Here is a 23,654-nt window from a genome sequence, read left to right on the forward strand (position 1 = left end):
ACCCGCCCTGTGCAGCACCAGTGGTGGCTGCCTAGAACCTGATCACCGGGTCCGGGGAGCCGATTGAACCCTCCAGGGTGTCGCTACCGAGGTAGCGAGCCGTCAGCAGGTGGATGCCACGCCCGAGGCTCACCGGAACCGTGATGCGACCGTTGTCGGCCGCCGTCAGGGTCACGGTGGTGATCTTGCGGGTGCCGTCGTAGATCGCGACCTCACCGGTCGGAACGACACCGTCATCACCACGAACTGTCACCGTGTACGTCACCGGCTGGTTGCCGAACACGACGGTGCGGTTGGTCGAGCCCGAGGTCGAGCTCTTGCCCTTCGGCACACTCACCTCGGCGGAAGTGGCGGCACCGTCGAGGCTGCCCGCCTTGCTCGCGGTTACCGTGACGGTGATCTTCGCGCCGGCGTCGGCCGCGACGAGCGTGTAGCTCGCTGCCGTGGCGCTGGAGATCGCCGTCCCGTTGCGGTTCCACTGGAACGCGAGGGTGGGGCTCTCGACGCTCCAGGTCCCCCCGGTCGCGGTCAGGGTGCGGCCGATCTTCGGCTTCCCGCTGATCACCGGTGCCATGACGTTCTCGATCACGGTCGCCACTGCGGTGACAGTGATCGGCACCTCAATGGAGGTTCCAGCCTCCGGTACGCTCACCGTCAGCACCAGGATCCCGGCGGGTGTTCCCGCCGGGATGGTGATGGCGACGGAGGCCCGGCCACTCTCGTCCGTGGTGTCGACGATCGCGGGGTCGATGGCGGCGCGCCCGAGTTCGACGTTGCCAGCACTCACCACAGCAGTCCCGGCCCGCGGAGCCGAGGTGCTGAACAGCAGCGATGACAGCGACAGCGTCACCTGGTCGCCCGACGAGTATCCGTCGGCGTCAGGAGCAGAAAGGCTCACGCCTACCGCACGCTGGGCCGAGTCCGGGCTGGCTACCGGCTTCGCCTCGAAGTAGTCGACCATACTCTGCAGGTCGATCTTGCCCGAGTCGGTCGGGTTAGTTCCGGCTCCGAAGGCTCCGAAGTTGTCGCCGCCCGAGGCCAGGAAGGAGTTCACCGTGACCGTGAAGACATCGGTGGGGGCGATGGCGACACCGTTCAGGCTCATTCCCGTGACGGTGCCCGTGACCGGTGTGCCGGCAACGATCGGATTGACGACGTAGGTGTACTCGAAGCCCTCAGACACGCCGAGCTTCAGGAACGGCCGGGAGGCCGCGGCGGGCTGCCATTGCTGCTCGAGCACTGCTTTCAGCTGTGCACCCGTGAGTTCTTTTGTGACAAGCGTGTTGGCGAACGGCTGAACGGCCGCAGCCTCGGCGAACGTCACGTTGCCATCGGGATCATTTGCACCGGTCGACGCGTAGGTCAGGTCGGCACGAAGGCCGCCGGGGTTCATAAACGCGATGTCGGCGCCGACCTCTTTGGTGGCTTCGAGCTGCACGTCGGCAACGAAGTTGCCGAGCGTCGACTCGCCGCCGCGGTTCTCCGCACCGGCCGTCTGCCTGGCGCGGGTGAACGAGGCGGTGATGTCACCGACCTTCACGGCCCCCAGCACCTTGGCGACGGCGACAGCGTCTGCGACGATGGCGGCCACCGCGGGGTCGGGTGCGGCTGCCCCCGCGAGATTCAGAACCTCGGTGTTGAACGACAGCAGCTCACCGGTCTTCGGGTCGACAGAAATCGCGGAGTGAGCGAACTTCTCCCCGTACTGGCCGGACGAGATCACCGGTCGTAGTGTGTCTGTCCCGGTGATCGGGATGAGGTGGTTGTACGCGAGGTGCGTGTGGCCGGAGATAATCGCATTTACGTTCGCGTTGGTGCCATTGACGATTCGACCGAAGGCCGAGTCGTCGGTGGCGCTGGAGATGTTCGTGGTCGCGGCGCCCTCATGCACGAGAAGCACGATCACGTCGGCCTCGCCGTTGGACGGGTCGCCGTCGCTCAGAGCGTCCGCGACCCGGTTGACCTCCGGCACGACAGGCCTGATCTCCAGGCTCGCGATACCGGCGGGGCTGACCAGGCTGGACAGCTCATCCGTCGTCGCACCGACGAACCCGATGGTCACATCGCCGAAGGTCTCGATCGAGTACTCGTCATACGCCGCCTCGCCCGTCGCCTTGTCGAAGAGGTTCGCCGAGAGGTAATCCCAGCTGGCCGCCGGCAGGATGCGGTTGTCGAGGTCAGCGCGACCCTGATCGAACTCGTGGTTACCCAGCGCGCTGGCATCCAGTCCCATCGCGTTGAAGGCATCGATCGTCGGCTGGTCGTTCTGGATGAACGAGGTGAACGTCGATGCACCGATCAGGTCGCCCGCACCGACGAACGCGGTGTTGGGGTTCGCGGCACGGTATTTATTGACGGTTCCGGCGAGTACTGCGGCACCGGCGACGGATCCCGACGCTTCGAGGCGCCCGTGGAAGTCATTGATGCTCACCAGGTCGATGTTGACGGGCGGAAGAGCCGAGCTCAGGCCGATCTTCACCGGGTCGTGGTCGCTCGAACGGAACGGAGTGCCTGCCTCGGCAGCGTCGAACTCGTAGCCGCGGTCTGACCACTCTGACGAGTTGATGTTCCAGACGTCGACGCCGGTGACGGATTCCGCAAGCGCGGGTGACGCGAACGCGTGGTCGAGCGAACCGAGCTCGCCGTTGAACGTGTACGTGTACTCGTCGGTGTTATCCGGGACGAGGTCGACGAAGCCGGCAGCGGTCAGCACCTGCGACGGGTCTTCCTCGTGGTAGGCGTTGAAGTCACCGAGCAGCATGACGTTCGGCCCCTTGGCGGGGTCGCCGATGATGCCGTCGACGAAGAGTTTCACTCGATTGGCCTGGGCGACGCGCTCGGCATTGAAGAAGCCCTGCAGATCGCTCGGCTCCGCGCCACCACCGCTGGGCGGGCTCTTCGACTTGAAGTGGTTCGCGACCACCGTGATGACCTTGCCGTCGACCTCGAAGGTCTGGGCGATCGGCTCGCGCGCGATGTTCCACACGGTCTCGTCGATATCAGCCATGCTGGCCCCGACCGGCGTCGCCGTGGCGGTCTTGTAGATGATCGCGTTGGTGATGAAGTCGGTCGTGGCGGCGTCGAGCAGCGGGGCAGGGGTAGGGACGAACGCCCAGACCGTGGATCCTGCAGCAGCATTGAGCGCGTCGACCAGGTTGCCGAGCGCCTCGTCTGCCGGTTCGCCCAGCTTGACCGAGTTCTCGATCTCCATGAGCGCGACCACGTCGGCGTCGAGGGCGTTGATGGCCGAGACGATCTTGGACTGCTGGATAGTGAAGTCGGCCGCATTGTCGGCTCCACGGGCATTCCCGCCGAACGTCGTGAAGTAGTTGAACACGTTGAACGCGCCGACCGAGAAGTCACCACCCACGTCGATGGGGGCATTCGTGCGGGGGTTCAGGCTCTCGAAGGTCGGCTCGAACGCTGCGTACTCGGCTGGCGAGGTGCTGCTCAGCGGACGCTGCGGCTGCAGGCGCCAGTCGGAGAAGCCCCAGCCGAGGATCATGCCGGCGGCGGGCGAGACGAACCTGTCGCCGTTGCGCACCACCGTCGCCGTGTCGAAGTACGGCTGAGTGCCGGAGTGTGCCGCGTTGGAGACCTGGATGCTGTATCCGTCGTCCACCAGGAGACGGTTCGCGCGGTTGCCGGCCGCGATGACGTTCGCGGCGACTCCGGCATCCGTCGTCTCGGTCGCCTTGACGGCAAGCCCACCGACGTTCAACCAGAGGCTGCCGAAGTTGAACAGCTGGTGGCTCGACGAGAGGTAGGCGCTTTCGGGGGTGACGAGCATCCCCTCGAATGCTTCGCGAGCATTGCCGACGGCAGCGTCCGGCAGCACCGTGGAGGCGGGAACGCCGACACCGGCCGTGACGAGACCGTAGGCCGCGTCGGTCGTTGCTGAGATCTGGGTCTGTCCATTGAACTCGCTGGCCGCTCCGGTGACGGTGATCAGGTCACCGATCGAGACCGCCGGGTTCGCGGTGGCCGAGAAGACGAAGATGCCATCTGAACGGTTGTCAGCGGCATCCCCCACCGGGTCCTGCAGGTAGAAGCCGCGATAACCACTCGCTGTGCTGTTGCGGTAGTCGCCGGTGACTACGCCCTGCACTGTGACGACACTGCCGGAAAGCGGCGTGACATCTGTCGTGCCCTGCACGTCGGCGATCGTGGCTGTCACGTCGGCGGCGGTCGCCGGCACGGCCGTGAGGCTCGTGAACACTAGGGCCAGGGCGGTCGCCGTCGCAACAGCCACCATCCGGCGGTGGGGGCGGGAAGGCAGTTTCTTCTCCGGCTGGGGTGTGAAAGATCGCATGACCTGGCAGTCTCCTTTTTCGCACAGCGTTCTACCCCCCTTCGGGGGATTATTTTCACCATAGGGGTGACGCGGGGAAAAGTCGACCGTGACCTCCGATTGGTAACCTGACCTTCATCGGGCAGCCACCCGATTCCCTCAAGAGACCCAGTCCCGATTGGTTGTCATGCTTACTGTCGTGATCGGGTTCACCAGCGCACTCATCTACGGCTCTGCGGATTTCCTGGGTGGGCTCGCCGCCAGGCGCATGAGTGCCGTGCTCGTCACCGCCATCGCGGCGCTCACCGGCCTCGTCGTGCTCCTGGTCGCGATGCCCTTCTTCGGGGGAACCTGGTCGGCTGGCGCGGTGCTGCTGGGCGCGGCATCCGGAGTCTCAGGGGCGATCGCGATAGGGCTGCTCTACGCCTGCCTCGCGGTCGGGCCCATGAGCATCCTGTCTCCGCTGACCGCGGTCGTCACGGCCATCGTTCCACTCACCATCGGGTTGATCGGAGGCGAGCAGCTCGGCACGATCGGTTACGTGGCGCTCGGCCTTGCGGTCGTCGCGGTCGTCATGGTCGGTTTCGTGCCCGAGAAAGGCGCGGTGCGACCGACGCTGAAGGCGGTGCTGATGGCCGTGGGATCGGGCACAGCGATCGGAACAATCCTGGTTATCATCGACGCAGCCCCGGATGACTCGGGGCTGATCCCCCTCGTCTTCAACCGCGCGGTCAACGCCGCCATCATGTTCACCATCGTCGGGATCACGGTGGTCATGGCCCGACGCAGGAACTCAGGGCCGGCACACGCGACGTGGCGGGACGGGCTTTATCTCGCCATCGCATGCGGAGTGGTTGACACGATCGCCAACGTCGGGCTGCTCATCGGGGTGCGGCTCGGAGACCTGTCGGTGATGGCCGTGCTCACCGCGCTGTACCCCACAGGCACGATCATCCTGGCGGCCGTGGTGCTGCGGGAGCGCATCGCGCCCGTGCAGTACGCAGGGCTCGTGCTGGCGGTTGCAGCCGGGGCGATGCTGGCGCTCAACTGATCCGAGGCAGCAGGTCAGATGTAGTAGATCGTCGAATCCGAGTATGAATCGGTCGCGGCGGGGGCACGCGGCCTCGGCACCGCGGGGGATCCGACGAGCAGTGAACCTTCGGGCGCATCCGTCACCACGACCGCGTTCGCACCGATCATGGAGTGCGACCCGATCGTCACGTTACCGAGCACGGTTGCGCCAGCACCGATCACGATGTCGTCACCGAGGGTCGGATGCCGCTTCTCGTGTTTGACGCTCGTGCCACCGAGCGTCACCCCGTGGTAGAGCAGCACGTCGTCGCCGATGATCGTCGTCTCGCCGATCACGATCCCCATCCCGTGGTCGATGAAGAACCGGCGGCCGATGACAGCACCCGGATGGATCTCGATGCCCGTCAGGAACCTCGTGAACTGCGACATGGCGCGGCCCGCGGTCTTCGCGCCGCGCATCCACAACCAGTGAGCGAACCGGTAGCCCCAGACCGCGTGGAGCCCCGAGTAGGTCAGCCAGATCTCGAAATTCGATCGTGCAGCAGGGTCACGCCGTCGAGCGTTCGCGATGTCCTCCCGAAGCCGGGAGAACGGCGCCGTCACGCGAGATCTTCGTACAGGACAGTGGACAGGTAACGCTCGCCGTAGCTGGCCACGATGACGACGATCGTCTTGCCGGCATTCTCGGGGCGAGCGGCGAGCTGCAGGCCAGCCTCGACCGTGCCACCCGACGAGATTCCGGCGAGGATGCCTTCTTCCCTCGCGAGGCGGCGGGCCATCGACACCGACTGGGCGATGTTGACGTCGATGATCTCGTCGTAGACCTCGCGATCGAGGATCTCGGGGATGAAGTTCGCTCCGATGCCCGCGATCTTGTGCGGTCCGGGGGCTCCACCGTTGAGGATCGGCGACTCTTCGGGCTCGACGCCCACAACAATCACGCCGGGATTCTGCTGCTTGAGGTAGTTTCCGGTGCCCGAAAGGGTTCCGCCCGTGCCGATACCCGCGACGAAGATGTCGACGGCGCCATCTGTGTCGTTCCAGATCTCGGGGCCGGTGGTGGCGAAGTGGATGGCAGGATTCGCGGCGTTCTCGAACTGCTTCGTCAGCACGGCGCCGGGAGTATTCGCGGCGATCTCCGCCGCCTTCGACACAGCACCCTTCATGCCCTCACCGGCCGGCGTGAGCACGAGCTCGGCGCCGTAAGCCTTCAGCAGAGTCTTGCGCTCCTGGCTCATGCTCTCCGGCATCGTCAGGATCACCTTGTAGCCGCGGGCCGCGCCCACCATCGCGAGCGCGATGCCGGTGTTGCCGCTGGTGCCCTCGACGAGGGTGCCGCCCGGCTTCAGATCGCCCGACTTCTCGGCCGCGTCCACGATCGCGACACCGAGTCGGTCTTTGACGCTCGACGAGGGGTTGTAGAACTCAAGCTTGGCCAGCACAGTGGCACCGAGTCCCTCCGCCACCCTGTTCAGGCGAACGAGAGGAGTATTGCCGAAGACCTCGGTGATGTCGTTGTGGATGCGGGCCATGGGAGCGCCTTTCTTGGGAAACCAGTGAGCACCAGACTAGGCAATGCCGCCTGAATGTGTCTCCCGGTTACAGCGTTCATATAGCCCGCTCTATTCCCACGGGGCAGCCCTCGTCAGATCGAGAGCGCACTTCCTGGCGGAAAGGATGCCGTGAAGCGACAGCGGGCGCCCTGACGACGCGACCGGATGGGGTCAATCGTCGCGTGCGGCCCCAACGACGATGGCACCCACCCTGTCGAGTGAGTGCCATCGTGCTACTGCATGCTGTGCAGTCGGGCGGGTGTGACTGGGTGAGACCTACAACGCTGCGAGCTCGGCGAGCATCGCGTCGCCGGGAGCCGCGAAGTCCGACCTGGCGTCGATCTCGGCACGGCCGAGCAGCTCATCCATCTTGCGACGGCGATTGCGGTTAATCAGGGTGACGACGGTTCCAACCTTGCCGGCGCGGCCCGTGCGGCCCGAACGGTGCAGGTAGGTCTTGTACTCCTCGGGCGCGTCGGCCTGGATGACGAGCGTGATGTCATCCACGTGGATGCCACGGGCCGCAACATCGGTCGCCACGAGCACGTTGACCCGGCCGCTGGTGAGCAGCTGCAGGTTGCGCGTACGGCGCGACTGGTTGAGATCACCGTGAAGGCTGGTTGCCGGGATGCCGGCATCCTCCAGGTAGTCGCTCATTTCTTCGGCGAACGCACGCGTGCGGGTGAAGATGAGGGTCTTGCCCTCGCCGCGGGCGAGTTCCTGGATGATCTCGCGCTTGTCTCGCTGCTCGATGAGCAGCACACGGTGATCGATGGTGGATGACGCCTGGTCTTCACCGGCGACCTCGTGCACAGCCGGGTCGACGAGGAACTGCTTGACGAGGGTGGCGACGCCCTTATCGAGGGTGGCCGAGAACAGCAGCTTCTGGCCGCCCTTGCTCGTCTCCTGCAGGATGCGCTGCACGGGCTCGAGGAATCCGAGATCGCACATGTGGTCGGCCTCGTCGAGCACCGTCACGATGACGTTGCTGAGGTCGAGACGACCCTGCTCGATGAGGTCCTCGACGCGGCCGGGCGTGGCGATGACGATGTCGACGCCGCGCTGCAGCGCAGAAACCTGCTTGAACTGGGGAACGCCACCGACGATCGTCGTGGTGAACAGGCCGACCGAGCGGGCGATCGGCTGGACGGTACGGTCGATCTGCATCGCCAGTTCACGGGTCGGCGCCAGGATGAGTGCGCGAGGTTTGCGACCCATCTGGCGGTCCTTGCCACCGTTGTTCTCCATGAGGCGCTCCACCAGGGGGGCGCCGAAGGCGATCGTCTTGCCTGAGCCGGTCTTGCCGCGTCCGAGAACGTCGCGGCCCGAGAGCACATCCGGAATCGTCGCTGCCTGGATCGCGAAGGGGGCCTCAGCACCCATGCTCGCGAGCTGGCGGACGATGTTGCTGCCGAGGCCGAGGTCTGCGAAGCTCACGCCCTCGACATCCGTGGCCGTGATGACGGCGGCTTCGAGGCGCTCGAGCACGACATCCTCGACCGGGCCGGTCGTGGTGCGGGCCGTGTAATAGTCGCTTTCGCGCTTGGGGGCACGGTCGTCGAAGTCACGGCGGGGAGCGCGGTCTGCGCGGTCGTAGCTCGGGCGCTCGGTGCGGGCGCTGTACGCCGGACGCTCAGCGCGGTCGCTGTAGCTCGGGCGGTCGTTGCTGCGCGCCGGACGGTCGCTGTTGTAGCTCGGGCGATCGTTGGAACGTGCTGGACGATCTGCGTTGTACGCCGGACGATCGTTGCTGCGCGCCGGACGGTCCGCGTTGTACGCCGGACGATCGTTGGAACGTGCTGGACGATCTGCGTTGTACGCCGGTCGGTCATTGCTGCGCGCCGGACGGTCCGCGTTGTACGCCGGACGATCGTTGGAGCGCGCCGGACGATCGCTGTTGTACGCCGGTCGGTCATTGCTGCGCGCCGGACGGTCGCTGTTGTAGCTCGGGCGGTCATTGGAACGTGCCGGACGATCGGCGTTGTACGCGGGGCGATCGTTGCTGCGCGCCGGGCGATCCGCGTTGTATGCCGGACGGTCATTGCTGCGCGCCGGACGGTCGCTGTTGTAGCTCGGGCGGTCATTGGAACGTGCCGGACGATCGGCGTTGTAACTCGGACGATCGTTGGAACGTGCCGGACGATCGCTGTTGTAACTCGGGCGATCGTTGGAACGTGCCGGACGCTCGTTGCGGTCGCCGTATGACGGGCGGGCCGGACGATCCGAGTTGTAGGCCGGGCGCTCGGTCCGGGCGGGACGGTCGCCGTATGACGGGCGCTCTACTGCCGGGCGGTCGCCATACGAGGGACGGTCGGGCTTGCGGTCGCCGTATGACGGGCGGGTGCCGCGATCCTGGGCCTGGCGGTCCTGGTAGGACGGCTTCGAGTCGCGCGGGCTCCAGTCTGGACGACGGTCGTCGCGGGCCGGGCGTGCCAAACCGGTCGAGCGGTCGCCAGTACGGGCGGCGCGGTCATCCCCGGTCCAACGCTTCTTGGGAGCGCCGGATGCGCCACCGCGGGCGCTGGATGACGGAGTGGACTTATAGGGCTTCTTGCCGCCAGCGGGCGGCTTGGAGTAATTAGGCATAGCTCTTCCTGGGTTCTCTGTTGTGAATTAACACGCATGAACATCACGCGTGAGCAAACACAGAGCGCATGAAGGTAGGGCGCCGACTGAGCTGGATAGACACAGCCACGCAATACTGAACCCGGGCGATCTTTGACCGGGGCCGTCACATACATTCGTGTGATTGTCGCCAGCTCCTGCATCCATGACGCATTAGCTGGCAAACCGGCCCGCAAGACTACAAACCCATGCGCGATAGATCGCGCTGTCTTGAGCCGACTTGCCAACGTTACTCCATCGGAAGCCACACGGCTACAGCCGTGCCATGCCTCCATCCACCAGCCCGCCCCTCAGCCCACCCCACGACCCGCCCACATGAAGGAGTTTTCGGCAGGCGACCCCGCTGTGGCAGCAGAACGTGCCAGAAAGCGGGAAATCGCCTTCATTTGAGCGAGAAGGGGTGCACCAGACTGGCGGGATGCAGATCGAGATCGAAGCGGCCCGGCAGCCGGACGTCGAGGCCATGTTGGTCGCCGGCGAAGAATTCGCGCTCAGCGTCTACCCCGTCGACGAGTGCTTTTTGCTCGATGTCTCCGAACTCGAGCATCCAGGCGTTGCCGTGTGGGTCGCTCGTCGGAACGGTGTCGCGCTCGGCATGGCCTCGCTCGTCACGAGCGGCGAACTCCCCGAGCTGAAGCGCCTCTTCGTCTACGACAGTGCCCGCGGCTCAGGCGTTGCCGGCCGGCTTCTCGACGCTATCGAGAATCAGGCGCGGGATGCCGCGGCAGCGGTCGACCGCGGCGGTCGCGCTCTACGAAAAGCGCGGTTACCGTCACATCCCGCGCTTCGGCGACTACGTCGATTCGGCCTCGAGCGTCTGCATGGAGCTGGCGCTCTAGAAGCCCCGGCCCTCGCGCCGCTATGCGGCCGCAGGCTCTGCCGCTGCGCGGACGGCGCGCTTGTCTTCGCGCCGCTCCCTGGCGCCCTCGACCAGATAGTAGAGCACCGGCAGCACCACGAGTGTGAGCAGCGTGGATGACACGAGTCCGCCGATCACGATGATCGCGAGAGGCTGTGAGATGAATCCGCCGCTGCCGGTGAGCCCGATCCCCAGGGGAAGCAGCGCGAAGATCGTTGCGGTCGCGGTCATCAGAATGGGCCGCAGACGCCGGGACGCTCCCTGCAGGATCGCCTCCCGAACCTTCATGCCTCGCGTGCGGTACTGGTTGATCAGGTCGACCAACACGATGGCGTTGGTCACGACGATCCCGATCAGCATGAGCACGCCGATGAGCGATGCAACACCGAGCGGGATGCCCGAGATGACCTGGAGCGCGATGGCACCGGTCGCCGCGAACGGCACAGACACAAGCAGCAGCAGCGGCTGGCGCAGGCTCTTGAATGTGGCCACCATCACGACGTAGACGATCAGGATGGCGACCAGCAACGCGAGGCCGAGCTGGCTGAACGCGTCACCCTGCTGGGAGGTGACTCCACCGAGTTCGGCGTCCGCACCGATCGGCAGCGTGGCATCCTGAAGCGCCGCAGCGACAACAGTCGAGGCCGTACCGACGTCGTCACCGTTCGGGGTGACGCTGACCGTGGCGCTGCGCACGCCCCTGATCGCCGTGATCGAGGCCGGGCCGTTCTGCTGGTCGACGGTCGCAAGGTCAGACAGCGGCACGAGCCCCGTGGCGGTGGGGATCGTGAAGTCGCGCAATTGCTGGATCGTCGTCGGGGCGCTCTCGTTGAGGATGTAGATCGACAGCGTCTTCTCGTCGATGACGACAGAACCGACGGCAGAGGGATTCATCGCCGCCGTGACGATTCCGCCGACCTGAATCTCGCTGAGCCCGGCGGCCGCGGCCTTGGCGCGATCGACGGTGATCGCGATGAACGGCTGGTCGTTGGACAGGTTGCTCGAGGCCTCGGCGACGACGTCGAGACCCTGCACCGCCGCGAGCACCGCGTCAGCGGCATCCCGAAGCTCCTGATCCGACGTGGCGGTGATGTTCACTTCGATATTGGATGACGCGAACCCGCTGCCGGCCGCTGTCAGCGAGATGTTCCCGCCGTCCCTAATGTCGGCTACGGCTGCTCGCACATCGGCCTGCAGCCTGGCCTGGTCGGCGTCGGGATCGGTTGTCAGGGAGAAGGTAGAGCTTGCCGTGCCGGAGAAGGCGGCACGCAGCGAACTCCCGCTGGAGCCGATCGACAACTGGATCGTCTCGACACCATCGATGCCCTGCAGCACCTCCTCGACCTTCCCGGCCGCGGTGTCGCGCGCGTCGAGGCTGGTACCTGGCGGGAGGGTCTGGCTGACCGTGAGGGTGTTCTGGCCGCTGTCGCCGATGAAGTTGGTCTTCATGAAGGGCAGCAGTGCGGCGGTTCCTCCGAGCAGCAGGACGGCCGCGAGGATCACCGCGATCGGCCGCTTGAGCGTGAACTCGAGCACCGGGAGGTAACCCTTCTGTAGGCGTGTCGGCGTTTCCAGCTCGCCGGCGGGCCGGCCATCCGCCGCGACGGCACCCACGTGCTTGTGCGGCTGCTTGCTTCCGAGGAACCAGTATGCGAGCACCGGGACGATGGTCAACGAGACGAAGAGGGATGCCGCCAGCGCAATGGTGACAGTCAGCGCGAAAGGACGGAACAGCTCGCCGGTGATGTCGCCGACGAGCGCGATCGGCAGGAACACCGCCACCGTGGTGGCCGTCGATGCTGTGACGGCTCCGGCGACCTCCTTGACCGCGCTGAGGATGGCTGGCAGCTTCTCCTCCCCCAGGCCGATGTGTCTCTTGATGTTCTCGATGACGACGATGGAGTCGTCGACCACTCGCCCGATCGCGATCGTGAGGGCACCGAGGGTGATGATGTTGAGCGTGTAACCGGCAGCCTGCATTCCGATGAAGGTGATCAGCACCGACGCTGGGATCGAGATGGCCGTGACGAGGGTCGAGCGCACCGAGAGCAGGAACAGCAAAATTACGATCACGGCGAAAGCGAGCCCGAGCAAGCCCTCGGTAGCGAGCGAGTTGATTGACTCCTCGATGAACGGCGCCTGGTCGAAGGCGATCGTGAACTTCGTGTTCTGGCCAAGAGCCTTCTCGAGCTCGGGGATGAGATCGCGCACGTCCTGCGACACGGCAACGGTGTTGCCGGCCGGGGTTTTCGTGATCGCCATGGTCAGCGCAAGCTCGCCATCGACCCGCGAGATGCCCGTCACCGGGTCGGTGGCGAGAGCGACGGTGGCGACGTCTGACAGCGGGATAACCGCGCCGGTGTTGCCGCCGAGCAGCGGAAGGGCTGCGATCTCATCGGTCGACGAGATACGCGCACCGGCCTGCACGGTCAGGGTCGTGTCGTTCTCGGTGATCTGCCCGGCCGGCAGCAGCACACCGTTGGCGTCGAGCGCCTCGGTGATGGCCTGGTTGCTGATGCCGCGCTCTCGGAGCGCATCCTGGTTGGGAGTGATCACGAGTCGCTGTGCCGTGGTGCCGAGCAGGCTGACGTCGCTCACGTCGGCGACCTTCTTGAGGTCGACGATCGTCGAGCTCTCGAGTTTCGCCGAGAGGCCGTCGGCGTTCATGTCACTGGATACGGCGATCTGGATCACCGGGAGGTCGGAGAAGCTGAACGTCAGCACCTGGGTGGTTGCGGCATCCGGCAGGCTGGCGAGGCGGTTGATCGCGAGCTGAACCTTCTGCTCTGCGGTGGCGATGTCGGTGCCGTAGGCGAACCCGGCTGTCACGCTCGACAGGTTCGCACTCGAGGTCGAGGTGCTCGACTCGAGCCCGGCGACGCCCTGGATGGCCGCTTCGATCGGGGTCGAGACATCGCTGTCGACAACGGCAGGCGAAGCGCCGGGATAGTTCGTGATGATGAAGATCTGAGGCAGCGAGAGGCTGGGGATCAGCTCCTGCTTCAGCGAGGTCAGCGAGAGGCCACCGAACACGCCGATGACGATCGTGACAAGCGCGATGAGAGCGCGATTGCGCAGGCTGAAGACGGAAAAAAGGTGCACGTGATTACTCTCTGCTGCTCGGAGGTCGTACTGCTTAGCGAGAATCAGCTCGCTCGTGTGCCTGCGTCGAATTATCCCTGCGGATGCTGTGAACCACATGCTCCGTGCGGATTACACCGTGCGGCCCTGCCCATCACACGACGTGCCTCACACGACACTCGATGCGAAGTCGGGTGCGGGCTGGGCGAATGGATGGCGGCCCACGGTCGCCCAGGCTCGCACGAGGGCATCCACGCCCCGCTCGGTCTCGTCGGCGGAATACGAGAATGGGATGCGCAGGAACCGCTCGAAAGCGCCGTCGACGCCGAAGCGCGGACCGGCCGCGATGACCAGCCCCTCGTTGCGCGCCGCGAGTGCGAGCTGCGAGCTGACGGCATGGCCGAGATTCACCCACGTGGTGAGGCCACCCCCGGCGTGCGGAACTGTCCACTCCGGCAGGCGTTCATGCAGCAGTCGCTCAAGCCTGGCGCGACCCTCGCGCAGGTAGGCCCTGCGGGAGTCGAGAATCGAGTCGAAGTCGCGCAGGAGGTTCAATACGATCAGCTGCTCGAGCAGCGGAGTGCCGAGGTCGCCGGCCGATCGCGCTCGCACCAGTCGCTGGATGACCGTGCGATCGGCCCGGATCCAGCCCACCCGCACGCCGCCCCACACGGTCTTACCGACCGAGCCGACGAGGATGGCACTGCCGTGCGCCGCGAATGGCAGCACCCGGCCGTCGTTGCCCAGTCCCAGCTCGCCCATCGTCTCGTCGGCGATGATCGTGGTGCCGTGCCTCGCGGCAAGGGACAGCACTTTCTGCTTCAGTTCCACAGGCATGGTGACGCCGGTGGGGTTGTGGTTGTCTGGCATGAGGTAGCCGAGCGACGGGCTGGTGCGCTGGATGGCCTGTTCGATCGCGAGCTCATCCCAGCCGCCATCCGAGGTGACGCTGACGGGCACGAGTCGCGCTCCCGCCGCTTTCAGGGAGTCGAGCGCGTGCGGATACGTTGGATTCTCGATCAGGGCCCGGTCACCCCTCGCCATGACGGTGCGGGCGATCAGGGCGATCGCGTGCTGGGCGCCGATGGTCACCATGATCTGGTCGGATTCCGTGGGCAGGCCCCTGGCCGTGTAGCGCTCCGCGAGCGCCTCTCTCAGCGCGGGGATGCCCACGGGGTCGAATCCGGAGTCGCCGAGGTAGGTGGGTAGTTGCTCCACCGATTGCTGCGCGGCCGCCACGATCCCCGGGATAGCGGGCAGGGTCGCTTTGCTGAAGTCGAGAAACCCCGGCTGGAACTCGGTCTGCACGGGCACCTTGAAGGGAAGCTGCACCACGCTGCCCGATCCCCGGGTACTGAGCAGGTATCCGGCCTCCCGCAACTCCGCGTACGCCGCGGTGACCGTCGTGCGGCTGACCGCAAGCTGGGCCGCGAGTTCGCGTTCCGCCGGCAGTCGGGTACCGGCAGCGACCCTCCCGTCGAGGGCGAGCAGCCGGATGCGGCCCGCAAGCGAGGTGTAAGCGACTCCGCCGTCGCGCCACCCGGTCAGCATCGAGGCCAAAACGCGTGAGGAAACCAAATTCATGATGCCACTATACGGAATTGGCATCTTGATTACAGTCCAATCCTGCAATTGGATTGCTTTCGTGCTCATGACTCGGCGTATCGCGCAACTGCTCACCGGATTATTCCTCTACGGATTCGCGATCGCGATGATGCTTCGCGGCGGGCTTGGCGCCTCACCCTGGGACGTGCTGAGCCAGGGAGTCGTGCTGAAAACCGGTCTCAACTTCGCCATCGTCACCAACATCATCGGGGTTCTGGTCCTGCTGCTGTGGATCCCCCTCCGCCAGCGGCCAGGGGTCGGTACCGTCATGAACGTGCTGCTGATCGGTCCGTCCATCGAGGTCGGCCTGTGGATACTGCCGGAGCCCGATGGGCTCTGGGCGCAGATCCTGCTGCTCGCGAGCGGCCTGGCGCTGCTGGCTGTGGCCACGGGGCTGTACATCGGGGCCAGGTTCGGCCCCGGCCCACGCGATGGGCTGATGATGGGCATCCATCGTCGAACCGGCCTGCCGATTTGGGCCGTACGCACCTCCATCGAGGTGACGGTGCTCGCCATCGGCTGGCTGCTCGGCGGCACGGTCGGGCTGGGGACCCTCGCGTTCGCATTGCTCATCGGCCCGATGGTGGGCGTCACGCTGCCACTGCTGCGAATTCCGGAAGCGCAGGTTTCGGAAGCGATTGGTCGCGTCGACGGGCCGGCCCCGGACGAGCAGCAACCAAAGGAATGGTCGGCTGGGCATCTCGGAAAGAGCGTCAGCGCCACACGACGGGGTGACGGCGTCCAGTAGCAAAATCACCAGCCCGCCGGTGCTCTCCGATCCGGACTGGGAATACTGGGCGCGCGGTAATTGTTGACAGCGCCTCCGCGAGGAGTAGGGTCGACCCTCGTGACAAACGAAGCGCGGTCGCCCAAGAGGTGGATCATCGGGGAGCCTCTTGCCTCCGAAAAACTCGAGGGCCAGCTGCTTCCGAAGCACCTCGCGCTGCCCATCTTCGCCAGCGACCCGCTCTCATCTGTGGCATACGCTCCCCAGGAACTCCTGATGATCCTGCTGATCGGCGGGCTCGCGTTCCTCTCCTTCGCGCCATGGGTAGCGATGGCCGTCGTCATCCTGCTGATCGTCGTCGTGCTCTCATACCGCCAGCTGATCAAGGCATATCCGAGCGGGGGCGGCGACTACGAGGTCGCGTCGAAGAACCTCGGCGAAAAGGCCGGGCTGGTGGTGGCGTCTGCCCTGCTGGTCGACTACGTGCTGACGGTCGCGGTGTCTGTGGCATCCGGTGTCGACAACATCATCTCGGCCATCCCGGCATTGAACCCCTTCCGCATCGAGATCGCGGTCGGATTCATCATCCTGCTGGCCGCCGTCAACCTGCGCGGAGTTCGCGAATCGAGCAAAGCGTTCGCCATACCGACCTACCTCTTTATCGGCAGCATCGCCCTCATGGTTGTGGTCGGCATCGCCCGCACCATCGCCGGCGACCCTCCCGTCGCCGAGAGCGCCGGCTACGTCGTGCAGGCCGAGAACCTGGCCCAGGCGGGCATGATCCTGCTGCTGCTGCGCTCGTTCGCCAGCGGATGCGCCGCCCTCACCGGCGTCGAGGCCATCTCCAACGGCGTTCCCGCGTTCCGCAAGCCGCACGTGCAAAACGCCCAGAAGACCCTCGTCGCGATGGGTGCGATCGCCATCACCCTCTTCGTCGGACTGATCACACTCGCCCTCATCGCCGGCGTTCACTACGCCGAAGACGCCTGCAGCCTCATCGGCTACGCGAGTTGCGAAGACGTCCCGCAGCGCAGCCTGGTCGCGCAGCTGGCGGCATCCACCTTCGGCAACAACAGCATCCTGTTCTTCATCATCCAGGGCGCCACCGCCGCTGTGCTGCTGCTCGCGGCCAACACCGCGTTCAACGGATTCCCGCTACTCGGTTCGGTGCTCGCCACTGACCGCTACGCACCCAAGTCGCTCTCCACCCGCGGCGACCGACTGATCTTCTCAAACGGTGTGCTCATCCTCGCGGTCGTCGCGGCCATCATCCTGGTGATCTACCAGGCCGAGGTGACCGCACTCATCCAGCTGTACATCATCGGGGTTTTCCTCTCGTTCACGCTCGGCCAGATCGGCATGGTGCGACACTGGCTCAGGGTGCTTCGCGACGGCTGCCCGGATCGCGCCGCAGTGTGGCGCAGCCTCGCCATCAACGCTCTCGGTGCGACCATGACCGCGATCGTGCTGATCGTCGTGACGGTCACCAAGTTCACCCACGGTGCGTGGCTCGTCTACGTGATCATGCCCATCCTGTTCCTGCTGATGCTCGGCGTGAACCGCTACTACCGCGACGTCGACAAAGAGATCGCCGCAGACCCGACGACCATGTTCGGCTCGGACGGCGACCACGCGATCGTGCTTGTCGGCCGCATGCAGAAGCCCGTGCTGAAAGCCCTCGACTATGCGATCGCCGCCCGCCACAAGTCGATCGAGGCCGTGCACGTCTCGATCGACGATGCTGCCACGGACCAGCTCGAGAAAGACTGGATCGCGCAGAACATCACGGTGCCCCTCAACATCCTCGAATCGCCGTATCGCGACATCAGCGCGCCGCTGGCCAAGTACATCCGGTTCCGCCGCGAGCAGCACGGCTCAGAGGTGATCACCGTCTACACACCGCACTACATCGTGGGTCACTGGTGGGAGAACCTCCTGCACAACCACACGGCGAGGCGCATCCGCCACAAGCTCGCACTGACCCATGGCGTGGTCATCGCCCTGGTTCCGTGGCTGCTGGACTCGTCGACGCTCATCTACGGTCGGCGATCGCGGCCGCTGCCCGGCCAGGATCGCCGAGGCGAACTGCGCCGACCTGTCGCCCGCAAGCCGATGCCCCCCGCAGCAGCGGTGGTGCGGCCGAAGTCCCCCGCAGCCAAGGGTGGGCTTTCGAAGGCTACCGCCAAGCCCACGAGCAAGACCGCCACGGCCGTGAAGAAACCACCGAAATCGCCGAAAGAGCCGGAATGACACGTGACCTCGCCGCCGTTATCGCGGGCGGCGCGGTCGGTACCACCCTGCGACTCATGCTCGATGCCCTCATCCCCCACGGCGACGACACGTTTCCCGTGTCGACCCTCGTCGTCAACGTGGTGGGAGCGTTCGCGCTGGGGCTGCTCGTGGCGCGGCTCCGGAGCTCCGCACCGTCCTGGTTGCTGGCCGGACTCGGCCCTGGCCTCCTCGGATCGTTCACGACCTTCTCGGCGTTCGTGATCCCACTCGTCACCCTGGCGTCATCCGACCGATGGATGACCGCGATCGGCTACCTCGCAGCGACCCTGCTGCTCGGCTTCGGTGCTGCTGCCGCAGGCCTCGCGCTCGGGCGCGGGCGCGGGCGGGCCGCCGTGGCTCCCCTTGCTCCCGTGGCTCCCCGGGCTCCCCGGGACGAGGTCGACGAGTGAACGGATCCCTGCCTGACAACGTCCGCGAGCTGCACTCATGATCGTCGTACCCATGACCGTCGCACTCATCACCGTGGCGGCCGGAGCCGTCGGCGCGATGATCCGCTACCTCGTCTCCCGTGCTGTCGCGGGACACGACGGATTTCCGTGGGCTGTGCTCGTCGTGAACGTGGTCGGCTCGGCCATCGGCGGAGTCGTCGTGGGGCTCGCCACCAGCGGGGGCGTGAGTAGCGACATCCGGCTCATTCTGGTCTCGGGGCTCTGCGGCGGGCTCACCACCTTCAGCACCTGGAGCGTCGAGACCATCCAGCTCGTACAGGACGGCAGGTGGCGCATCGCCGCGGCGAGTGTGACCGCGAATCTCGTGCTCGGCAGCGGCGCCGCAGCGCTCGGGTACCTGCTCGCGAGCTGATCCTGCGCGTCGGCCGGCTGCACTCTCCTCCGGTATCCGTGGCTCGGTGCCACCGCCGAATGAAGGAGATCCGGCCGCCACCCGCGCGGATGACCGGCGAGGCAGCCCTCATCCGGGAATTCTCCTTCATTTGGGCGGCCAGGGTGTTCGTTTCGGCAGCGAGGGCGTTCATTTCGGCGGCGGCGGGAGGCAGAGAGTCGGCGCCCTGGCCGCCGTCAGCCCTTCTCGCCGCCGTCCGTCGTGTTCATGAGCCGCTTCTGGAAGATGAAGAAGATCACGACCACCGGGATCGACATGAGTACGGCCGCCGCCAGTTGCAGCGGATACTGGTTTCCTGTGCCGAGTTCGCCCGAGGTGAGGGATGCCACACCCGTCGTCAGCGTGTTCAGGGCGGGGTCCTGGCGGGAGATGACAAAGTGCGAGAACTCATTCCACGAACCCTGGAAGCTCAGGATGAACAGCGTGATGATCGCGGGTCGCGCCATCGGCAGCACGACTGTCCAGAAGGTGCGGAAGACCCCGGCCCCGTCGATCCTGGCCGCTTCCTCCACACTGACCGGAATCGATTCGAAGAACTGCTTCATGATGAATATGCCGGCCGCGTCGATGACCAGCGGCAGGATCATCCCTCCGAAGCTGTCGTAGAGCCCGAGCTCTTTCAGCATCAGGAAGCGCGGGATGAGGAGCACCACGCCGGGGACGGCCATGACTGCCACGACGCCCGCGAAGATGATGGTGCGGCCGCGGAACCGCAGCCTCGACAGCGCGTAGCCTGCGAGCGAGTCGAAGAACACCCTGCCGATCGTGACGATCACAGTGATGAATGCGGAGTTCGCCGTCCACTGCAGCAGCGGAACGCTCGTGAAGAGCCGCTCATAGGCTGCAGAGGTCCACGTCGCCGGGATCAGCGATAGCGGATCCTGGGTCGCGTCACTGTCGGTCTTGAAGCTTCCCGCGATCGAGATGAGGAACGGGTAGATGTAGATGAGCGCCAGCAGGATGAGCACGAGGTAGCTCAGCACTGCGGTGGTTCGGACCCGCGCAGAGAGCTGATGCTTCCGGTTGGGCGGGGTGAGTGTGGCCGGCGGTGTCGCCACTCGGATCGCCTGCTCTGTGGTGGTCATCGTCGTTCTCCCTGCGAAATGGAGTCTTCTTGTTTCCGGGCGATCTGGGCCGCCCCTACGGCTGCTTCGTTTCTGAACTGCTTCTCTCGCTTCGCGGCCCGACGCTCGCCGGATCGGCCGAGGTCACGGTCGCGCAGCACGTAGCGCTGCAACAGCGTGAACGACACGATGATGATGAACAGGATGAACGAGATCGCGGCACCCTCGCCCCAGTTGAGTCCCTTGAAGGACGTGTCGTATGCGAGATAGGCGGGGGTCAGGAGGGTCTTGCCCGGGGCGCCTTTGCCGGTGAGATAGATCTGGTCGAAGACCTGCCAGGTGCCGATGAGGCCGAGGGTGAGCACGGTGAAGAGTGTCGGCTTCAGCATGGGCAGTGTCACCGAGAAGAACTTGCGGAACGGCCCGGCACCATCCACCATCGCTGCTTCGTCGATATCTCCGCTCACATTCTGGAGGGCCGCGAGGAAGAGCAGCATGAACGTGCCGGAGGTGGTGAAGATCGCGAGGATGATGAGCACGCACATCGCCACCGAGGGTCCGCTGAGCCACGACCACCAGTCGAGCCCGAGCGGGCCCGCCGCGAGCAGGGCATCCGGAGCACTCGTGACTCCGACGCCGGCCAACAGGTTGTGGATGATGCCGCTGGGGTCAGCGAACCAGTTGGGGCCGTCTGCGCCGAAGAAGCCAAGGATGGCGTTGACCGCGCCAGAGGCGGTGAACAGGAAAATGAAGATGGTCACGATTGCCACCGAGCTGGTCACCGAGGGGAAGTAGAACGCGGTACGGAAGAAGCCACGGCCGCGCAGGATGCGCCGGTTCACCTGCACCGCGAGGAACAGGGCGAGCGCGGTCTGCAGCGGAACAACGATGATCACGTAGTAGAGGTTGTTGCGAATTGAGAGGCCGAAGTCGCGCTGGGCGAGCCCTGGTTCGACGAGCACCTTGGCATAGTTATCCACTCCGACCAGCGCGGAGTTGTTCAGCGGTGAACCGAGTCCGTTCCAGTTGCTGAAGCTCACGAACAGCGCGAGGAAAATCGGTATGACGAGAAAGACGCCGATGATGAGAATGGCGGGTGCCACGAAGGCCCAGCCGTAGCGGGCCTCAGCGCCACGGATGCCCCTGCCTCGAAAAGTTGTGCCCCGAAGACTCTGTGCCATGGCGCTCTCCCTGGTCAGGTTGGACCGGATAATCAGGATGGTCGGGCCCACCGGAGCTCTCGCTCCAGCGGGCCTGGCTCACTGGTATCGCTATTCGTCGGCTCGCTAGTTGCCGTTGGCTTCGTCGAGCGCAGCCTGCAGGTTGGTCTGCAGGGTGCCGAGGATCTGCTTCGCATCCCCTCCGATGAGGCTTTCGAGCTGTGCATTGAAGTCGCTGATCACGGTCGCGGACCCGGCGAAGTTCACCGGGCTCACGGCATAGTCGGCGCCGGCGACGAACGAGGCGTTCTCCGGGTATTTCGTCGCGTACTCCGCGGCGCCGGACTCGGTCGACGGGATGACGCCGAACGCGTCAGCTGCAGCGAGCTGCTGCGCATCCGAGGTGAGGAACTCGACCAGCGATACCGCGGCATCCTTCGTGTCGGAGTTGGCGGGGATTCCCCAGCAGTTGGTGAACGTGAACGTCGACGGGCCAGCCGGACCTGCCGGAAGCTCGAACGCCGCGTAGTTCGTGTCGGGGAAGTCGCCCTGGATGCCCTTGATCCACGGGCCCTCGATCACCATCGCCGCTTTTCCTGCACCGAGTGCTTCGCCAGCCCAGCCCGCGGAGATCTCGGACGGCCACTTCAGCACGCCGGCATCGTGCAGCTTTTGCAGGTATTCGAGCCCGGCGACGTTCTCGTCGCTGTCGGCGACAACCGTGTCACCGTCGACGAGCTGGCCGCCGGCCTGGTTCATGAAGACACCGGCGCGGGCATATTCGAGCCCGAACGACAGCCCGACGGTGGTCGGCGTGGTCAGCTTCGTGGCGACCGCCTCGAGACCGTCCCAATCGGTCGGCACGTCAGCATCGGTCAGTCCAGCGGCCGCCCACAGGTCGGTGTTGATGATCAGGCCGAGGGTCGAGAAGTCTTTCGGCGCACACGTGAAGGTGTCGTCGTAGGTGAAGGTATCGACGAGGGACGGGTAGAACTCCCCGGCGTTGGCGAGGTCGGCCGCGTACGGCTCGAGGTAGCCGTTGCTTGCGTAGGTCGAGAACTGGTCCCATCCCATGTAGAACACGTCGGGAGCGTCATCGCCCGCGAAACCCTGGCTGAGTTGCTGCGTGAGGTCGCTCGCCGCGATCACCTCGACGGTGGCGTTGTTGTCTGCGGCCCACGCTGTGGTGGCGCTCTCGACAGCCGAGGTCTCGGCGTCACCGCTCGATCCGATCAGCATGGTCAGCTTCTGCGGCCCGTCAGCCGAGTCGCCGCCTCCGCTCGCGCACGCTCCGAGGCTGGCCACTACGCCAGCCGCGAGCAGCACAGCGCTCCATTTCCTGTACTTCATTGCATTTCCTCTCGATGGTGACGGCCGGCCGGGGCAATCCCGGCGTCGGCGCTCTCGGTCTCCTCGACGGGCGCCAGGTGACTCGACCGGCGAACGACAAGTTTCGGGGTGACGAGGCGATGGCGCATGTCTGCTGCGCCTTCCTCGTCGCCAGGCCGTTTTTCCCCGGGGGGAAGCACGCGTCGGCCCGTCGCGCCCATGAGCAGCTCGAGCGTTGCTGCTGCGACCTGGTCGAGCCTTTGTTCCACGCTCGACAGGCCGACCGCCTGGGCGACCGGGGTGTTGTCGAACCCGATGACGGGAAAGGATCTGCGGCCGGCCTCGTTGACGGCCATCATGGCCCCGAGCGCGACAGAGTCGCTGACGCACACCAGCGCCTCGAGGTCGTGTTCGGCAGCGAACATCGTCTCGATGAGGCGGCGCGCCTCAGGAACGCCCTCCTCTGTCCTGGTGGTGAGCAACTCAAGCTCCGCCTCATCCAGTCCGAATGCCTCGTTCATGGCGACGGCCCAGCCACGCCTGCGCTCGTCGCCGGTTCCAGATCCGGCGGGCCAGCCGATGTATCCGATGCGTGTGTGGCCCCGACCGATCAGGTGCCGGGTTGCCTCGTAGTGGCCTGCGAAACCGTCGACATCCACCCACAGGTGATTCGCGGCATCCATGTCGGCACCCCAGGGACGGCCGAAGCTGACGAACGGCACCCGCTCGGCGGTGAGCCAGTCGATGCGAGGGTCTGCGTGCCGGGTCGCGGTCACGACGAAGGCGTCGACATCAGCTCCATCGCGCAGGGTGCGATATTGGTCGATCTCATCGACGAGGTCGTTCGCCGTGAACAGCATGATGCGCATGCCGCGCTCGGCGGCCTGTTCCGTCAGGGCATGGAGGTAACGGTCGAGCACCGAACCCGAGATGCCGTTCGTCACAGGGTCGAGGCGCACCCCGATGGTCGACGACTGGCGAGTGCGAAGCCGGCGCGCTGAGGCGTGGGGGCGATAGCCGAGCTCGGCGATCGCGGCCTCGACACGACCTCGAGTCGTCGGCTTGACGATCCCAGGAGAATTCAGCACATTCGAGACGGTCTGGCGGGAGACGTTCGCTACACGAGCGACATCATCAACAGTCGGCAGCTGTGTCACCCCGGCCTCCTTTGGCCTGTTTCCTGCGATTCTTGAACG

The 23,654-nt window shown here is 65.6% G+C and carries 17 protein-coding genes and 1 pseudogene; 7 read left to right on the forward strand and 11 right to left on the reverse strand.

What is annotated here, in order from left to right:
- Positions 1-31: 31 nt before the first annotated feature.
- Entirely contained in the window at positions 32-4,312 is a 4,281-nt protein-coding gene (locus IEW81_RS06300; RefSeq protein ID WP_097059944.1) for an ExeM/NucH family extracellular endonuclease, read from the reverse strand.
- A 166-nt stretch (positions 4,313-4,478) separates the two neighbouring features.
- Between IEW81_RS06300 and IEW81_RS06305 the strand changes: the two genes are divergently transcribed.
- Positions 4,479-5,342, forward strand: a complete 864-nt coding sequence (locus tag IEW81_RS06305) for a DMT family transporter (protein ID WP_097059943.1) — start codon at positions 4,479-4,481, stop codon at positions 5,340-5,342.
- A gap of 14 nt (positions 5,343-5,356) precedes the next feature.
- Here the strand turns inward: IEW81_RS06305 and epsC are convergent, their stop codons facing one another.
- From epsC to IEW81_RS14490, 4 genes are all read right to left on the reverse strand, one after another.
- Positions 5,357-5,926: a serine O-acetyltransferase EpsC gene (epsC, locus tag IEW81_RS06310; protein ID WP_097059942.1), complete on the reverse strand. Its 570-nt coding sequence runs from the start codon at positions 5,924-5,926 to the stop codon at positions 5,357-5,359.
- Complete coding sequence (cysK, locus tag IEW81_RS06315) at positions 5,923-6,855, reverse strand: cysteine synthase A (RefSeq protein WP_097059941.1); 933 nt, start codon at positions 6,853-6,855, stop codon at positions 5,923-5,925. The genes epsC and cysK overlap by 4 nt, the downstream gene beginning before the upstream one ends.
- Positions 6,856-7,152: 297 nt before the next feature.
- Complete coding sequence (locus IEW81_RS06320) at positions 7,153-9,462, reverse strand: DEAD/DEAH box helicase (protein ID WP_097059940.1); 2,310 nt, start codon at positions 9,460-9,462, stop codon at positions 7,153-7,155.
- A gap of 421 nt (positions 9,463-9,883) precedes the next feature.
- Positions 9,884-10,048 carry a hypothetical protein gene (locus IEW81_RS14490; protein WP_229671289.1) on the reverse strand — a complete coding sequence of 55 codons (165 nt, stop codon included), beginning with the start codon at positions 10,046-10,048 and terminating at the stop codon, positions 9,884-9,886.
- A gap of 48 nt (positions 10,049-10,096) precedes the next feature.
- On the opposite strand from IEW81_RS14490, the pseudogene IEW81_RS14495 reads away from it, so the two are divergent.
- Positions 10,097-10,162 (forward strand): annotated as a pseudogene (locus tag IEW81_RS14495) (hypothetical protein); the annotation flags it as partial.
- A gap of 55 nt (positions 10,163-10,217) precedes the next feature.
- Positions 10,218-10,340 (forward strand): hypothetical protein, encoded by a 123-nt coding sequence (locus tag IEW81_RS14640; RefSeq protein ID WP_268236635.1) that lies wholly within the window; start codon positions 10,218-10,220, stop codon positions 10,338-10,340.
- Positions 10,341-10,360: 20 nt separating this feature from the next.
- Here the strand turns inward: IEW81_RS14640 and IEW81_RS06330 are convergent, their stop codons facing one another.
- On the reverse strand, positions 10,361-13,462 hold the full coding sequence (locus IEW81_RS06330; RefSeq protein WP_097060380.1) for an efflux RND transporter permease subunit: 3,102 nt from the start codon (positions 13,460-13,462) through the stop codon (positions 10,361-10,363).
- 147 nt (positions 13,463-13,609) lie between these two features.
- Positions 13,610-15,025: a MocR-like transcription factor YczR gene (gene yczR, locus IEW81_RS06335; RefSeq protein WP_097059939.1), complete on the reverse strand. Its 1,416-nt coding sequence runs from the start codon at positions 15,023-15,025 to the stop codon at positions 13,610-13,612.
- A 67-nt stretch (positions 15,026-15,092) separates the two neighbouring features.
- On the opposite strand from yczR, the gene yczE reads away from it, so the two are divergent.
- From yczE to crcB, 4 genes are all read left to right on the forward strand, one after another.
- Positions 15,093-15,794: a membrane protein YczE gene (gene yczE / locus IEW81_RS06340; RefSeq protein WP_229671287.1), complete on the forward strand. Its 702-nt coding sequence runs from the start codon at positions 15,093-15,095 to the stop codon at positions 15,792-15,794.
- Between the two features lie 99 nt (positions 15,795-15,893).
- Positions 15,894-18,023 carry an APC family permease gene (locus IEW81_RS06345; protein ID WP_229671255.1) on the forward strand — a complete coding sequence of 710 codons (2,130 nt, stop codon included), beginning with the start codon at positions 15,894-15,896 and terminating at the stop codon, positions 18,021-18,023.
- Entirely contained in the window at positions 18,020-18,454 is a 435-nt protein-coding gene (locus tag IEW81_RS06350; RefSeq protein ID WP_097059938.1) for a fluoride efflux transporter FluC, read from the forward strand. The genes IEW81_RS06345 and IEW81_RS06350 overlap by 4 nt, the downstream gene beginning before the upstream one ends.
- Positions 18,455-18,491: 37 nt before the next feature.
- On the forward strand, positions 18,492-18,866 hold the full coding sequence (gene crcB, locus IEW81_RS06355; protein WP_229671256.1) for a fluoride efflux transporter CrcB: 375 nt from the start codon (positions 18,492-18,494) through the stop codon (positions 18,864-18,866).
- A gap of 215 nt (positions 18,867-19,081) precedes the next feature.
- On the opposite strand, the gene IEW81_RS06360 is transcribed toward crcB, so the two are convergent.
- The 4 genes from IEW81_RS06360 to IEW81_RS06375 form a co-directional block, all read right to left on the reverse strand.
- On the reverse strand, positions 19,082-19,990 hold the full coding sequence (locus tag IEW81_RS06360; RefSeq protein ID WP_097059937.1) for a carbohydrate ABC transporter permease: 909 nt from the start codon (positions 19,988-19,990) through the stop codon (positions 19,082-19,084).
- Positions 19,987-21,150 carry a carbohydrate ABC transporter permease gene (locus tag IEW81_RS06365; RefSeq protein ID WP_097060377.1) on the reverse strand — a complete coding sequence of 388 codons (1,164 nt, stop codon included), beginning with the start codon at positions 21,148-21,150 and terminating at the stop codon, positions 19,987-19,989. The genes IEW81_RS06360 and IEW81_RS06365 overlap by 4 nt, the downstream gene beginning before the upstream one ends.
- Positions 21,151-21,255: 105 nt before the next feature.
- Complete coding sequence (locus tag IEW81_RS06370) at positions 21,256-22,479, reverse strand: sugar ABC transporter substrate-binding protein (protein WP_097059936.1); 1,224 nt, start codon at positions 22,477-22,479, stop codon at positions 21,256-21,258.
- The gene (locus IEW81_RS06375; RefSeq protein ID WP_097059935.1) at positions 22,476-23,615 is read right to left on the reverse strand and encodes a LacI family DNA-binding transcriptional regulator; all 1,140 of its coding nucleotides are present in this window, start codon (positions 23,613-23,615) and stop codon (positions 22,476-22,478) included. The genes IEW81_RS06370 and IEW81_RS06375 overlap by 4 nt, the downstream gene beginning before the upstream one ends.
- Positions 23,616-23,654 lie beyond the last annotated feature (39 nt).

Origin of the sequence: Salinibacterium xinjiangense (assembly GCF_014645015.1) — a bacterium.
GTDB lineage: Bacteria > Actinomycetota > Actinomycetes > Actinomycetales > Microbacteriaceae > Rhodoglobus > Rhodoglobus xinjiangensis.